General features: G+C 60.0%; 11 protein-coding genes. 8 read left to right on the top strand and 3 right to left on the bottom strand.

Annotated features, from left to right (window positions below; genetic code table 11):
• Positions 1 to 69 precede the first annotated feature (69 nt).
• From treY to BLP23_RS26190, 6 genes are all read left to right on the top strand, one after another.
• The gene (treY, locus tag BLP23_RS26215) at positions 70 to 2,589 is read left to right on the top strand and encodes a malto-oligosyltrehalose synthase (protein WP_092587671.1); all 2,520 of its coding nucleotides are present in this window, start codon (positions 70 to 72) and stop codon (positions 2,587 to 2,589) included.
• A 75-nt stretch (positions 2,590 to 2,664) separates the two neighbouring features.
• Positions 2,665 to 5,175 (top strand): heavy metal translocating P-type ATPase, encoded by a 2,511-nt coding sequence (locus BLP23_RS26210; RefSeq protein ID WP_092587670.1) that lies wholly within the window; start codon positions 2,665 to 2,667, stop codon positions 5,173 to 5,175.
• A 12-nt stretch (positions 5,176 to 5,187) separates the two neighbouring features.
• Positions 5,188 to 5,583 (top strand): Cu(I)-responsive transcriptional regulator, encoded by a 396-nt coding sequence (gene cueR, locus BLP23_RS26205; protein WP_022717677.1) that lies wholly within the window; start codon positions 5,188 to 5,190, stop codon positions 5,581 to 5,583.
• A 690-nt stretch (positions 5,584 to 6,273) separates the two neighbouring features.
• The gene (locus tag BLP23_RS26200; protein WP_092587669.1) at positions 6,274 to 6,813 is read left to right on the top strand and encodes a sigma-70 family RNA polymerase sigma factor; all 540 of its coding nucleotides are present in this window, start codon (positions 6,274 to 6,276) and stop codon (positions 6,811 to 6,813) included.
• Positions 6,800 to 7,567, top strand: coding sequence for an anti-sigma factor family protein (locus tag BLP23_RS26195; protein WP_092587668.1), 768 nt, complete (start codon positions 6,800 to 6,802; stop codon positions 7,565 to 7,567). Before BLP23_RS26200 ends, BLP23_RS26195 begins: the two co-directional genes overlap by 14 nt.
• Positions 7,568 to 7,588: 21 nt before the next feature.
• Positions 7,589 to 8,305 (top strand): Bax inhibitor-1/YccA family protein, encoded by a 717-nt coding sequence (locus BLP23_RS26190; protein ID WP_092587667.1) that lies wholly within the window; start codon positions 7,589 to 7,591, stop codon positions 8,303 to 8,305.
• A 126-nt stretch (positions 8,306 to 8,431) separates the two neighbouring features.
• Here BLP23_RS26190 and BLP23_RS26185 read toward each other — a convergent pair whose 3' ends face one another.
• The 3 genes from BLP23_RS26185 to BLP23_RS26175 form a co-directional block, all read right to left on the bottom strand.
• On the bottom strand, positions 8,432 to 9,550 hold the full coding sequence (locus BLP23_RS26185) for an RHE_PE00001 family protein (protein ID WP_092587666.1): 1,119 nt from the start codon (positions 9,548 to 9,550) through the stop codon (positions 8,432 to 8,434).
• A gap of 76 nt (positions 9,551 to 9,626) precedes the next feature.
• Positions 9,627 to 10,340 (bottom strand): histidine utilization repressor, encoded by a 714-nt coding sequence (hutC, locus tag BLP23_RS26180; protein WP_092587665.1) that lies wholly within the window; start codon positions 10,338 to 10,340, stop codon positions 9,627 to 9,629.
• Positions 10,341 to 10,395: 55 nt separating this feature from the next.
• Positions 10,396 to 11,742, bottom strand: coding sequence for a formimidoylglutamate deiminase (locus BLP23_RS26175; protein WP_092587664.1), 1,347 nt, complete (start codon positions 11,740 to 11,742; stop codon positions 10,396 to 10,398).
• A 119-nt stretch (positions 11,743 to 11,861) separates the two neighbouring features.
• On the opposite strand from BLP23_RS26175, the gene hutI reads away from it, so the two are divergent.
• Together hutI and hutH are read left to right on the top strand one after the other, a co-directional pair.
• Positions 11,862 to 13,112 carry an imidazolonepropionase gene (hutI, locus tag BLP23_RS26170; RefSeq protein WP_092587663.1) on the top strand — a complete coding sequence of 417 codons (1,251 nt, stop codon included), beginning with the start codon at positions 11,862 to 11,864 and terminating at the stop codon, positions 13,110 to 13,112.
• Positions 13,109 to 14,644 carry a histidine ammonia-lyase gene (hutH, locus tag BLP23_RS26165; RefSeq protein WP_092587662.1) on the top strand — a complete coding sequence of 512 codons (1,536 nt, stop codon included), beginning with the start codon at positions 13,109 to 13,111 and terminating at the stop codon, positions 14,642 to 14,644. Before hutI ends, hutH begins: the two co-directional genes overlap by 4 nt.
• Position 14,645 lies beyond the last annotated feature (1 nt).

The following is a 14,645-nucleotide window of genomic DNA, read 5'->3' as shown; positions in this document are numbered from 1 at the left end:
TGGAATTGGGGGGAACAAAGGGCCCGTTGTCACCGTTCCGGGCCGTCTCCTCCGGAACGGCAGGCGAAAATGATGCTTCCGACATCGACATACCGCGTTCAATTCCGCAACGGCATGACATTCGACCGGGCCATCGAATGTGTGCCCTATCTCAAAGCCCTTGGGATCAGCCATCTTTACGCTTCGCCGATCTTTACCGCGACGAGAGGTTCGACGCATGGTTATGACGTAACGGATGTCAATGAAATCGAGCCAGCAATCGGCGGACGTGAGGGCTTTGACCGCTTGAGCGATGCTTTGAAAGACGCCGGGCTCGGCCTCATCCTCGACATTGTGCCGAACCATATGGCCGCCTCGACGGAAAATCCCTGGTGGCGAAGCGTGTTGAAGCTCGGCCGGGAAAGCCCCTATGCGCGTCATTTCGATATCGACTGGAGCGAACGGCTCACCCTGCCGATCCTCGGCAAGCCGTTCAAAGATGCACTGTCGGATGGCGAGTTGCGGCTTAAGCGCGATCCGGAAAGCGGCGAACTGACACTTGGCTACTGCGATACGCTTTTGCCCTTAAATCCCGACAGCATCAATCTTGTTCCAGCAAGCGCAGATGAGCCGGCGCTGGTCGACCTCGCAATAGACCAAGAGCTGATCGTCAGCCTACACCAGGCCCAGCATTGGCGGCTGACATATTGGAAAGAGGCGGCCAGACATCTGAGCTACCGGCGGTTCTTCGAAGTAGCGGGTCTCGTCGGCCTGCGCGTTGAGGACGAGCAGGTTTTCGAAGACAGCCATCGCCTCATTCTCGAACTCGTTCGGTCCGGGCAGGTAGTGGGTTTGCGGCTCGACCATATCGATGGCTTGGCCGATCCGAAGCAATATCTGCAAAGGCTCCGCACTGAGACAGGATCCAAGACCTATATAGTCGTCGAGAAGATCCTCGGCCATGACGAGACACTGCCCGCAAGCTGGCCGATCGCCGGGACCACCGGCTACGAATTCATTGCGGCACTCGGCCATCTCTTCGTCGACGGCGACGGCCTGCAGCAGCTTGGTACTGCCTATGCGAATATTGCCCCGGATATGGCCGATATAGCCGCTGGTCTTCGCGCGGCCAAGCAATTGATGGTGGAGCGGAACTTCGAAGGCGAGACGACGCGGCTGGTGAAGATCGTCCATGGACTTTATCCCGACCTTGAGCGCGCCGCAATTGCGGCAGCTATCCACGAATCGCTGATCGCCTTTCCCGTCTATCGCATCTATGGCAGCAAGGGTCCGCTTGAAGCACGGGACGCGGACGTGCTCAGCAGGGTCATTTCCAGCGCGGCTGAAAAGCTTGCCGACCGGCGGGCGATCGACGTTGTGGCAAGGCTGTTGAAAGGTGAGATACGCGAAGCAGCGGCGAAAGAATTTCGTCGCCGTTTCCAGCAGTTGAGCGGACCGGTCATGGCCAAGGCAATGGAGGACACGCACTTTTATCGCTACAACCGATTGCTTGCCGTAAACGAAGTCGGCGGCGATCCGGATATCAAGCCGGGCGGCGTCGAGGCTTTCCATGCGCTGATGCTTAAGCGCGCGCAACTTAATCCGCACGGGCTCTCGACGACGTCGACGCACGATACCAAGCGCGGCGAGGACGCGCGTGCAAGGCTTTATACCTTGAGTGAAGGAGCCGATGTCTGGGCGCAGGCGGTGGAACGCTGGCGCGAGATGAACCGCGACCGTCTGATCGAACTGCCGGGCGGACTGACGCCGGATCCGAATGTCGAATGGATGCTCTACCAGGCGCTTGCCGGGATATGGCCGGAGGATTTCTTAAACGGAAAGGCCGAAGCGCTGATCGGGCGCTTCACGGCCTTTGCAGAAAAGGCGATCCGTGAAGCAAAGCTCGGCACGAGCTGGAATGAGCCGCATGCGGGATACGAGGCGGCAGTGAAAGCTTATGCAACAGCGTTGCTTTCATCGACCAATCTCGTCTTCCACGAGGATTTCGGAGCGGTAATGCGGCCCTTCATCGAGGCCGGCTATCTAAACAGCCTGTCACAGACGCTGATTAAGCTGATGGCGCCCGGCGTTCCAGATATTTATCAGGGGGCCGAGCTTTTGGATTTGAGCTTCGTCGATCCTGATAACCGCAGGCCTGTCGACATGACGGCGTTGTCTTCCAGCCTCTCGGAAGGAACGCCAATTGCAAGTCTGACGGTGCCTGCGCTGAAACAGCGCATCGTCCAGATCGGTCTTCATCTTCGAAAGCGGCAGCCGGAGCTTTTTGCGAAAGGCAACTATGTTCCGCTCAAGGTGTCAGGCAGCCGCAAGGATCATGTTGTTGCCTTTGCGCGAGAGTTGAACGGAACCTATGCGATGACCGTCGTTCCACGGTCGATGCTCGGCTGGCTCGATCCAGGCGTTTTATTCGCCGGTCCGGAATTCTGGAACGATACGGCAATCCAGGTCCCGGCCTTCCTTGAAGGTCGCCGCTGCGATCTCCTGACCGGCCGAATTCTGGATCCGCGAGGCGAGCTGCCACTTTCGGCGCTCCTTGGCAGCCAGCCTGTGGCGCTCATCGAACCTGTCGCAACCGACGAAGCACGATGAAATTATCGCTTGACCTTCCAGTTGCTGGAAGGTTCATAAGCCTATCCACTGCCTGTCCGGGCAAAGGAGAAGCCTATGAATACGCTTGATCATCATCGTCATCACGGAAGTAGCAGTTGCTCCTGCCACCAAAGCCTGGACAATCTCGGCGCCGCTTTGGCACGCGATCCGGTCTGCGGCATGACAGTTGATCCGAACGCGGGCAAACCGAGCCTCAATTACCAGGGCCATACTTATCATTTCTGCAGCGACGGTTGCCGGAAGAGATTCGAAGCCAGTCCGGACGATTATCTGACGGCGAAGGATCCGGTTTGCGGCATGTCCGTCGATCGCGCCACAGCGCAGCATTTCCTGAAGCACGACGGCGATAAACTCTACTTCTGCTCGGCCAGGTGCAAGGCAAAGTTCGAGGCCGACCCAGAAATCTCTCGTCAGGAAAAACCGCAAGCGCCGAAGCCTATGCCCAAGGGTACCCAATATACCTGCCCCATGCATCCGGAAATCGTCAGCGATCATCCTGGCGACTGCCCGAAATGCGGCATGGCGTTGGAACCGATGGGTATTCCACCAGCCAAAGAGGGTCCGAACCCGGAGCTTGCCGATTTCACGCGGAGGCTCTGGATCAGCGCCGTGTTGGCCATTCCGCTGCTCGTGCTCAGCATGGGTCCGATGATCGGACTGCCGTTGCGCGATGCGATCGGCGAACCGCTGGTGAGTTTCACCGAACTCTTGCTCGCAACCCCTGTCGTGCTCTGGGCGGCCCTGCCCTTCTTCCGCCGGGCCTGGAACTCACTCCTCAACCGCAGCCCGAACATGTGGACGCTGATCGGCCTCGGCGTCGGTACCGCTTATGTCTACAGCGTCGTCGCGACGCTTGCGCCCGGCCTCTTTCCCATGGGTTTCAGGGGGCACGACGAGACGGTGCCTGTCTATTTCGAGGCGGCTGCCGTCATCGTGGCGCTGGTCTTCGTCGGACAGGTTCTGGAACTGAAGGCGCGCGAGCGGACTGGCTCAGCCATCAGGGCACTGCTCAACCTTGCGCCAAAGACGGCGCGCCGCCTTAATGCCGACGGCAGCGAAACGGACATCGAAGTGGACGAGATCGCAAGCGGTGACCGGCTGCGGGTACGGCCGGGCGAGCGCGTACCGGTCGATGGGTCGCTCAGCGAAGGGCAATCAACCGTCGATGAATCGATGATCACCGGTGAGCCGCTTCCCGTTGAAAAGACAAAAGGCAATGCTGTCACCGGCGGCACGATCAACCGCAACGGCACGTTCGTAATGACGGCCGAGCGGGTGGGCGAGGAAACAACCTTGTCGCGTATCGTCGATATGGTCGCCAAGGCACAGCGCTCGCGTGCGCCGATCCAGGGTGCAGTTGACCGGGTCTCGGCCATTTTCGTACCTGCCGTCGTTGTAATCGCGATTGTTGCCTTCCTCGCCTGGGCCATTTTCGGGCCGGAGCCGTCGATGGCGCATGGACTGCTTGCTGCAGTTGCCGTGCTCATCATCGCCTGCCCGTGCGCGCTTGGCCTTGCGACGCCGATGTCGATCATGATTGCGACCGGCCGTGGCGCGCAGGAGGGCGTGCTGATCAAGGATGCTGAAGCACTGGAGCGTTTTTCGAAGGTCGATACGTTGATCGTCGACAAGACGGGCACATTGACCGAAGGCAAGCCGCGTCTAACCGACGTCGTGCCGATGGACGCCGTAAGCGAGGAACGGCTGCTGCTGCTGGCGGCGAGCCTGGAGCGCGGTTCCGAACATCCGCTTGCCGAAGCGATCGTCGCCGGCGCAGAAGAGCGGAACGTCAAACTGGTTGAGGTCACCGGCTTCGAGGCTGTGACCGGCAAAGGCGTAAAAGGCAATGCCGACAATACGGCCGTGGCGCTCGGCAACACCGCGATGATGGGTGATCTCGGTATCGATCCCGCGCCGCTTGCCGAAAGGACCCGCGCCTTGCGTGACGAAGGCAAGACCGTGATGTTCGTCACCATCGACGGCAGCCTTGCGGGTTTCGTTGCGGTTGCCGATCGCATCAAGGCGACAACGGCCGAGGCGATCGGCGCGTTGCACGAAAGCGGGCTGCGCATCATCATGGCGACCGGCGACAACGAGCGCACGGCAAGCGCCGTCGCAAAAAGCCTCGGGATCGATGAAGTGCGCGCCGACGTATTGCCGGAAGGCAAGAAGGCGCTGATCGACGAACTGCATGCAAAGGGCGCGGTCGTTGCAATGGCCGGCGACGGCGTGAATGACGCTCCGGCGCTTGCAGCTGCAGATGTCGGCATCGCCATGGGAACGGGCGCAGATGTTGCGATGGAAAGCGCCGGCATTACCTTGGTGAAGGGTGACCTCAACGGAATCGTGCGTGCCCGGCGGCTGGCGGAGGCGACAATGGGCAACATCCGCCAAAATCTCGGCTTCGCCTTCGGCTATAATGCGCTTGGCGTGCCCGTTGCAGCAGGCGTGCTCTACCCGGTCTTCGGCCTACTGCTCTCGCCGATGATTGCCGCAGCCGCCATGAGCCTTTCGTCGGTCTCCGTGATCGGCAACGCGTTGAGACTGAGGCTCCAGAAACTCTGAAAGGACAAGAGGATGAACATCGGCGAAGCATCGGACCGGTCCGGTCTGCCATCGAAGACCATCCGATACTACGAGGATATCGGCCTGATCCGCCCCGACAGGGGCGGAAACGGCTACCGCGACTATGCCGCAGCCGATGTCCATAAGCTGCGTTTCCTCCAGCGCTCGCGTGGCTTGGGTTTCTCCGTCGAGGAATGCCGCCAGCTCTTGGCGCTCTACGAGGACAAAAGCCGGGCAAGCGCCGATGTGAAGGAGATCGCCCAAGGCAAGCTCAATGAGATTGATCGCAAGATCCGCGAGTTGATGGAACTGCGCCGGACGCTGGAGCATCTGGTGCATGCCTGCCACGGCAACGGCCGGCCGGATTGTCCAATTCTTGAGGAGTTGTCGGATGGAAAAACTGTCTAGAAATCAGGACCAATTGCCTTGAGGTCGGTCAGCGCGAAACCGGCATCCTTCGCCAGGATAGTGAAAACAATCAGCCAGATTGAGGACTGTTGCGGTTAGCAGCCCGATAACGATGGCGTCCATATTTTCAAGGCGCTGAGGGCAATGGTGTTTTCGCCAAGCGTTATCGATACGAATGCGATCTCTGCAAGCCGTAGAAATTCCCGGATCTAAGCCTCGGCTTTAGCCATCGGAATCTGTTTCTTACGATGGATGACGGCCGACGCCTCCCACACGGCAACGACGGAAGTGACGAGCGCTCTGCCCGCGAGGAACCTCATCGAGGGCTCTCGCGAAACTACCCATTTCTGTCCTTGCAAGAGCGGTGCAATGATGGCCGGCGCATCGACGAATATCAGTATTCGCCGGTGAGATCGTCGAAGAACGTCTTATCGAGAACGACGGCGCTGTCCCGATGGGGGCGATCTTTTCCTGCAGTGGCGTTAAACGCTCACGGAGGGAGCTTTTCATCTGTGCGGCCAAGCCCGTTTTCAAGTGCGAGCCGCACGGCCGCGGTCTTGTTGATACGCTTCGTGGCAGCCAACTCTTCAGCCAGCGGATTGACGATTTCCGCTTCGCATATTGAGAGCGCCCGTTAAAAAACTTTCGAAGAATTGGAATAAAACCTCACGGACAGTCGTATACTCAATCATGGAACGGAAAGAACGGCCATTCGACGTCATCGGGCAGCTCGCGGCGCTGAGGCGCTATGCGCGTGCGTTGGTGCGCAATTCGGATGACGCCGAAGATCTTGTCCATGATGCGCTTGTGCGTGCCTTCGAGAAGCGGCAGAGCTTTAGGCGCGGCGGCAACCTCAGGACCTGGCTGCTTTCCATTCTCCACAACGCCCATATCGACCGGGTTCGTCAGAACCGGTCCATAACGCGCCGGCATGACCAGGCAGCCATCGAGGCAGACCAGTCGCTGCCGGCAGGACAGGAACACGCTGTGCGTCTTCAGCAGGTCCGCGATGCTTTCTTCGACCTGCCGGAAGAACAGCGCGAAGCACTGCATCTCGTTGCGATCGAGGATCTTTCCTACCAAGAAGCTGCAGCCTCGCTCGGCATCCCGGTCGGAACGCTGATGTCGCGGATCTCGCGCGCCCGGGCCCAGCTTCGTGAATTCGAGGCAGCGACGCCGCGCGCCTCGCACCTGAAGTTAATCGGAAGGAACGGCAATGAAAGCAGTTGATCCGATCATCGATGCCGATCTCGACGCCTATGTGGATGGCGAACTGGACGTGGCGCGCCGCATCCAGGTGGAGTCTTATCTGTCTGAGAATCCGGCGATTGCAGCAAAGGTCATGGCAGATCTCAGCATCAAGGGCGAGCTTCGTCTGGCGCTTGCCGGAGAAAACGCCTTTGGCCGGATCGAAATACGCGATGCCGCACGGCGGCTAGAGCGGGGACTTTCCTACGGCCGTATCCTGCATTCGGTTCAGCGGATTGCCGCCGTCGGCGTGCTCGTGATGGCAGGCTGGGTGGCGCATACATCCTTTGGTGCCTTTACGGCGACGGAGGTGGCCGCATCCGTTCCGGCCCCGCCCTACGTCGAGGATGCAGTGCGCGCCTACCAGACAGCCAAGCTTCGCGAAACGATGCTCTCGCAGCCGGCGGCGCAATATAATGCCGACGACATTCGTGCGGCGACCGCAATCGCGATGCCAGAGCTCCCAAAAGACTGGAAGGTTTCCGATGTCCAGATCTTTCCGTCTGAGTTCGGCCCAAGTGTCGAAATGGCAATCCGGGAACCGGACGGAAAGCGGCTTTCGCTTTTTGCCGTGCGGCCCGGGGCGTTTGCCGTTCAGCCGGTCAGCCATCTGGCGCTCGACAATGCCGAGGCTGCTTACTGGCAAATCGGCGAGGTCGCCTATGCGCTGATTGCCAGCGACAAGGAACTTGAACTCGACCGGGCTGCCGAAGGGCTCGCCCGTTCGCTCTACTAGTGTCAACCCGAGGAGATCAACATGAATCCGAACAATCCGCGATACGGCTACGGCTCCGCCGCAGGCTCGCAGGCTATCTTGGACGAAGGCCTCCGCCAGCATATGCTGCGCGTCTATAACTACATGGGTCTCGGCCTGGTCATCACCGGGATCGTCGCCTTCATCGTCGGCAGCACGCCGGCTCTTTACGTCCCGATCTTCCAGTCACCCTTGAAGTGGGTGGTGATGCTCGCACCGCTTGCCTTCGTCTTCTTCTTCACGTTCCGCATCCAGACGATGTCGGCAAGTGCTGCGCAGATGACTTTCTGGGCGTTCTGCGCGGTGATGGGACTGTCGCTTGCCTCGGTGTTTCTGGTCTTTACCGGCACGAGCATCGCGCGCACTTTCTTCATCGCCGCGACGATGTTCGGCGCGACCAGTCTCTATGGCTACGCGACAAAGCGTGATCTTTCCCGCTTCGGCTCGTTTCTCATCATGGGCCTGATCGGCGTCATCATCGCCAGCATCGTCAACCTCTTCCTGGGTTCGAGCGCGCTGCAGTTCGCCATTTCGGTGATCGGTATCGTCGTCTTCGTCGGCCTGACCGCCTGGGACACGCAGAACATCAAGGAACAGTATTCGGAAAATCACGATCAGGAATCGAACCAGAAGCTTGCTGTCTTCGGCGCGCTCTCGCTCTATCTGAACTTCGTGAACATCTTCCAGCTCCTGCTCAACTTCACGGGCGAGCGGGAATAAAGACTGCGCTTCTGGGGGCAATGGAAGCGCAAGAACGCTCGGTCCGTAGTCTGAGACAGGATGGCGGGCCGGGCGTTCACTGAAAAAAGACGGCCGGGCCTCATGCCCGGCCGTCTTCATTTTGCGTCAGATGATACCCCAGGCGCGGTAGCGTCCGCGGCCGGTGATCTCGCGGATGCCGATCTCGTTGAGAAGATTGAGTGCGCCCCGGCTCGTCACCCGCAACTGACGGGCAACCATCGTCGAGGAGACCATGGGCCGCGAAAGGACGAATTCCGCAAGCTGCGGCAGGCTGCTGTTCGAGCGGCGATCCCTGAACCGCAGTTCCATCTGGGTGCGGGCAAGGGACAAACGATCCATATCCTTCAGGCCAGCCGCCGCACTCTCACGCATTGCCTCCAGGAAGGCGAGCAGCCGCGTCGCCCGGTCGCGCGAGCGGCGCCGCTCATGGCGGATTACCTTCAATCCGGCATAGAATGAAAAGAGATGGGAGGCGACCTTGCCACGCGATCGTAGATAGCTCGAAACTAAAAGCCCACCCAGCCAGTGCTGCCGCCGAAGCGGTTCGGTTCTCTCCCAGGCCTCGAAAAGGACGGCTGCGCCCAATGCGGAAGGCAACTCCTCGGCGAGTGGAATAACCGCACGCCAATCGGATAGACGCTGGGCCTCGTCCCATTCATCGTCGCCAAGCAGGCCAAGCGGATCGGCCGGCGTCTCCTTCGGCCTTTCTTCCACCTTAGAACCTCTGCCGAGGTGAGTGTCGAGCAATCGCTGAGAGCGCGCCAGTACGGCGTCGATCTCGGCAAGTTCCATCGACAGCAGCGCTTCGCCTTCGTCCTTTTCTTCTTCAGAAGACGCCAGCGTGCTCCTTGCCTCGGGTGCCCGACCGGCATCCTCTAAACCGGCGCCGGCAAGTACATTCAGTCCGGCGCCACTCAGCGCCCAGATGGGGTCGGCCGTCCAGATGCGACGCCGTGCGCGCAGCACGGCATGGGCAATCGTCAGCTCGTGGCTCGGCGTCCGGCTGTCCATATGCGCGTCATGCAGCACCAGATCTTCGACATGCACGAGTTCTCCAGCAACCCACAGCGCGCTTGCGGCGTCGAAAAAGTGGCCGCGCTCGGCAAAACCAGCGCCGACCGGAGAACGGGCCACCCTCTCATCCAGCCTGGCCAGCATATCCTCCGCCAGCGCGAATGCGGGCAGCAGGCTCTTCAACAGGGTATTGTCGATTTCGTAGCGCATCTTATCGGCCGGAAGTCATCTTGATGTTTACTTCCGCTATTTGTGGGATGATTCGCAATAGACCTGCTGCGAATTCTCAGGAGGCCGGGCTGAAACGGGCAACGAGCGCATGGCGGTCGCCGGGATAGGTAAGGCGCACATGCGTCACAGGCCCGGCACTGCTCCAGGTGCGACGCTCGATAACGAGGCACGCCGCAGAGCGGGGAATGTCGAGCGCTGCGGCTTCCTCAGCACCGGCCGCAAAGGCGTAAATCTTGTGCTCCGCCCTGCTCCAAGGAACTTGCTTTAGAAGCCAGGGGCCAGGCGCGACTGCGCCGAAGTTGGCATCACCCGCTTCCGGAACGGTGCCAAGATTGATGAGACGCTGTTCCAGGCAGAAAGGCCGGGTGCCCGCAAAATGGACGCAAACGACCTCTTTAACGAGACCACCGGCCGGAAGATCGAGTTTGTCATCCGCCTTTGTTTTGCGGCTCGCGTTTTTTGTGACCGAATAGGCATACGGTAAATTCAGCGATTGAACTTCTGCCTTGATGTCGTGGATTTCCAGCACAGCGGACTGCGCCTGCGGCTGGGTGACGAAGCTGCCGGACTTCTTGCGCCGCTCGATCAACCCGGCTTTGGCCAGCTGCGTCAGCACTTTGTTGACGGTCATTCGTGAGCAATCGTATTGCGCAGCGAGATCGACCTCGAAGGGGATGCGATAACCCGGCGGCCACTCGCCCGAAACGATGCGACCTTCGATCTCGCTCAAGATGCGCTGATGCAGGGTCGCATCCTTGCTGTCGTTCATCATTCTCTCCGCTTCGCGCCACCTGCTTATTGCGAATGCAGCAGCAAGGAAAGCCTTAGGCGGCAAGCATTTCGTTCATCACAGCGCGGAAACGTCGACTGATCGCCTCGCGTTGCCGATGACGGCCGGCTTCGACCTGCTTGCGGCCAAGCGCCCAGAGGCAATCGACAGCGACGCTGCCGGCAAATATCCAGTGGTCGAGGATTTGATCATGTGCGAGATAAGGCACCGTGCTGCAGTCAAGCGCGACGATATCCGCGTAATTGCCTTCGGCCAGGCCCGCGGCAGCACCGAGCGCGGTCCCACCACCTAAAAGCGCGTGATCGAACAGCGTGCGGCCCGTCGAGCCGCTGGTTTGTGCAATCACGTTGCGGGCCTGAAGATTCAGGCGCTCGGAATATTCGAGCTGGCGAAGCTCCCCCGGAAGCGTTATCTGCACATTCGAGTCCGAACCAATGCCATAACGCCCGCCCTCTTCGAGAAAGATCGGCGCCGGAAAAACTCCGTCGCCCAGATTGGCTTCAGTGATGGGGCAGAGACCGGCGACCGATCCGCTTTTTGCCATACGCCGCGTTTCGTCCTCGGTCATGTGGGTAGCATGGATGAGGCACCAGCGGTCGTCGACGGGCGCATGCTCAAGGAGCCACTCGATCGGTCTTGCGCCTGACCAGGCGATGCAATCGTCCACTTCCTTGACCTGTTCGGCGACGTGGATATGGACCGGACCGCCTTCTGCAAGCGGCAAAAGCTTTGCCAACTCATCAGGCGTGACGGCGCGAAGGCTGTGTGGCGCAATCCCAATCTTTGCGCCTTCCAGCTTGCGGGTGATCGTGTGAGCCCGCTCCATCAGCTTGCCGAAGCTCTCAAGCGAGTTGATGAAGCGCCGCTGGCCTTCGAGGGGAGCAGCACCACCGAAGCTCGAATGCGCGTAAAAGACCGGCAGCAATGTCAGGCCGATACCGGCCGTCTCGCTCGCCGCGCCGATGCGTTCCGCCAACTCCGCAATATTGGCATAAGGACTGCCGTCCTTGTCATGATGCAGATAGTGGAATTCGCCGACGCGCGAGAAACCGGCTTCAAGCATTTCCATGTAAAGCTGTGCGGCAACGGCCTGGACATGCTCCGGCGTCATCGAATGCGCGAACCTGTACATGACCGTCCGCCAACTCCAGAAGCTGTCGCTTGCAGGACCACGGACTTCAGCAAGGCCCGCCATGGCGCGCTGGAAGGCATGGCTGTGCAGGTTGGGCATCGCAGGAACGAGGAGCTTGTGGCACTCGTCGCCCGCCTCGGCCTTCGCGTCGACCTCAATCTTCGCGATAATGCCGCCATCAATTGTGAGACGCACGTCGCTTTGCCACCCCTTAGGCAGGAGCGCAGTCGCCGCATGAAGTGTCGTCATCGCCTTTTCCCTTCCCGTTCGCCTTCCATCTTTCTTTTCCATGGAAACGCCCAAATTTCCACTTGTCACCCGATTATTATGTATATACATGTTTCGAGCGAAGGAAAGGCGTAAAGCTGATGAGCGGGAACAATCTTTTTACGCGGGAGCAGCGACCGAGCCTCTGGCGAAATGGCCGGCTCGCGACGCTCGATCCGGGTAAGCCGGGGCTGGGTATCGTTGAAAAAGGCGCAATCGTCACTGAAAACGGCCGAATCCGCTATGCCGGCCCGGAGGGCGAATTGCCGGTTTCCGTCATCGAACGTGCCCAAATCATCGACCTTGAGGGTCGCTGGGTGACGCCGGGGCTCGTCGATTGCCACACCCACATCGTTCATGGCGGCAACCGGGCGCGCGAATTCGAAATGCGCCTTGAGGGCGCGACCTATGAAGAGATTGCCCGCGCTGGCGGCGGCATCGTCTCCTCGGTCAAGGCGACGAATGCGCTTTCTGTCGAAGGCCTTGTGCAAGCTTCCCTGCCCCGCCTCGATACATTGCTTTGCGAGGGGGTGACGACGATCGAGATCAAGTCGGGCTACGGTCTCAGCATCGCTGGCGAAGTGAAGATGCTCGAGGCTGCCCGTGTTCTCGGCAGTATGCGTCCGGTGCGCGTCAAGACGAGTTATCTCGGCGCCCATGCGACACCCGCCGAATACAAGGACCGCAATAGCGACTACATAACCGAAGTCGTGCTGCCCGCGCTTGAAGAGGCACACGGCAAAGGCCTCATCGATGCCGTCGATGGGTTCTGCGAAGGCATCGCCTTCTCAACGGAAGAGATCGGCCTTGTCTTTGATCGCGCCGAGGCGCTTGGCCTTCCGGTGAAGCTGCATGCCGAGCAGTTGTCCAATCTTGGTGGAGCTGCACTTGCCGCTGAGTATGGTGCGCTTTCGGCGGATCATCTCGAATATCTCGACGACGACGGCGTGGTCGCCATGGCGGCAGCCGGAACCGTCGCGGTATTGCTGCCCGGCGCATTTTATTCCATCAACGAAAAACAGAAGCCACCCGTAAAGGCGCTGCGCGCCGCCGGTGTTCCGATCGCGGTCGCGACGGATTGCAACCCGGGCACATCGCCTCTCACCTCCCTGCTTTTGACGATGAATATGTCGGCGACGCTCTTCGGCCTGACGGTTGAGGAGTGTATTGCAGGGGCCACACGTGAAGGCGCTCGCGCACTCGGCCTTCTTGCCGAAACGGGAACAATACAGGCCGAAAAATCCGCCGATCTTGCCATCTGGGAGATCGAGAGCCCGGCCGAACTTGTCTATCGCATCGGGTACAACCCGCTCTTTGCGCGTGTCTTCAAGGGCGAAAGGATCGACCGTTGACCATCATTCTCCATCCAGGCTCCGTTTCGCTGAAACAGCTGGAAAAAATTTACTGGACCGGCGAATCGGCAGAACTCGATCCCGCATTTGATGCCGGCATAAACAAGGCGGCGGCGCGTATAGCCGAGATCGCCGCCGGCAATGCGCCGGTCTACGGCATCAATACCGGTTTCGGAAAACTCGCTTCGATTAAGATCGACAGTGCCGATGTCGCCACACTTCAGCGCAATCTCATCCTCTCGCATTGCTGTGGTGTGGGCGCGCCGCTACCCGAAAATATCGTGCGTCTCGTCATGGCGCTGAAGCTCGTGTCACTCGGCCGCGGCGCCTCCGGCGTTCGACTTGAGCTGGTGCGGCTGATCGAAGCAATGCTCGACAAGGGCGTCATACCGGTCATTCCGGAAAAAGGTTCCGTCGGCGCCTCGGGCGATCTTGCGCCGCTTGCGCATCTGGCGGCCGTAATGATGGGAGAGGCCGAAGCCTACTTCAAAGGCGAGCGGCTTCCAGGCGCGGAAGCCTTGAACAAGGCGGGGCTTACGCCGGTCGTTCTCGCCGCAAAAGAAGGCCTTGCGCTGATCAATGGCACGCAGACCTCGACTGCGCTTGCACTTGCCGGCCTATTTCGTGCGCATCGTGCCGCCCATGCGGCCCTGATCACCGGCGCCATGTCCACCGATGCGGCCATGGGCTCTTCGGCACCGTTCCATCCGGATATCCACACGCTTCGCGGTCATCGCGGCCAGATCGATACGGCCGCGGCCTTGCGGGCGCTGCTTGAAGGCTCCGTTATCCGTGAAAGTCATATAGAGGGCGACGAGCGCGTGCAGGATCCCTATTGCATTCGTTGTCAGCCGCAAGTCGATGGCGCCTGCCTCGATCTTCTCCGGTCGGTCGCACGCACGCTCGAAATCGAAGCCAATGCAGTGACCGACAATCCGTTGGTGCTTTCCGACAACTCCGTCGTTTCCGGTGGCAACTTCCATGCCGAGCCGATCGCCTTCGCCGCCGATCAGATCGCGCTTGCGGTTTGCGAGGTCGGTGCAATTTCGCAGCGCCGCATCGCGCTTCTCGTCGATCCGGCTCTGTCTTACGGGCTTCCAGCCTTCCTCGCCAAGAAGCCGGGGCTCAATTCCGGTCTGATGATTGCGGAGGTCACCTCTGCCGCGCTGATGTCGGAAAACAAGCAGATGTCGCATCCAGCTTCCGTCGACTCGACGCCGACCTCGGCGAACCAGGAAGACCATGTTTCCATGGCCTGCCATGGTGCACGCCGTCTATTGCAGATGACCGAAAACCTCTTCGGCATCGTCGGCATCGAGGCATTGACGGCCGCACAAGGCGTAGAATTGCGCACACCGCTTGCAACCAGCCCTGAACTGCAAAAGGCGATCGCTGCCGTCCGCAATGTGGTGCCGACGCTGGAGGTCGATCGCTACATGGCGGGCGACCTGCAAGCCGTCAGCGAACTTGTTGCAACCGGCGTATTGAACGCGTCGGTTTCCGAAAACATCCTTCCGTCCCTGGAGATCTGAG

Source organism: Rhizobium mongolense subsp. loessense (assembly GCF_900099775.1).
Classification (GTDB): Bacteria; Pseudomonadota; Alphaproteobacteria; order Rhizobiales; family Rhizobiaceae; genus Rhizobium; species Rhizobium loessense.
The sequence above is the reverse complement of the archived record's forward strand: the minus strand, read 5'-3'. Positions and strand labels throughout refer to the sequence as shown.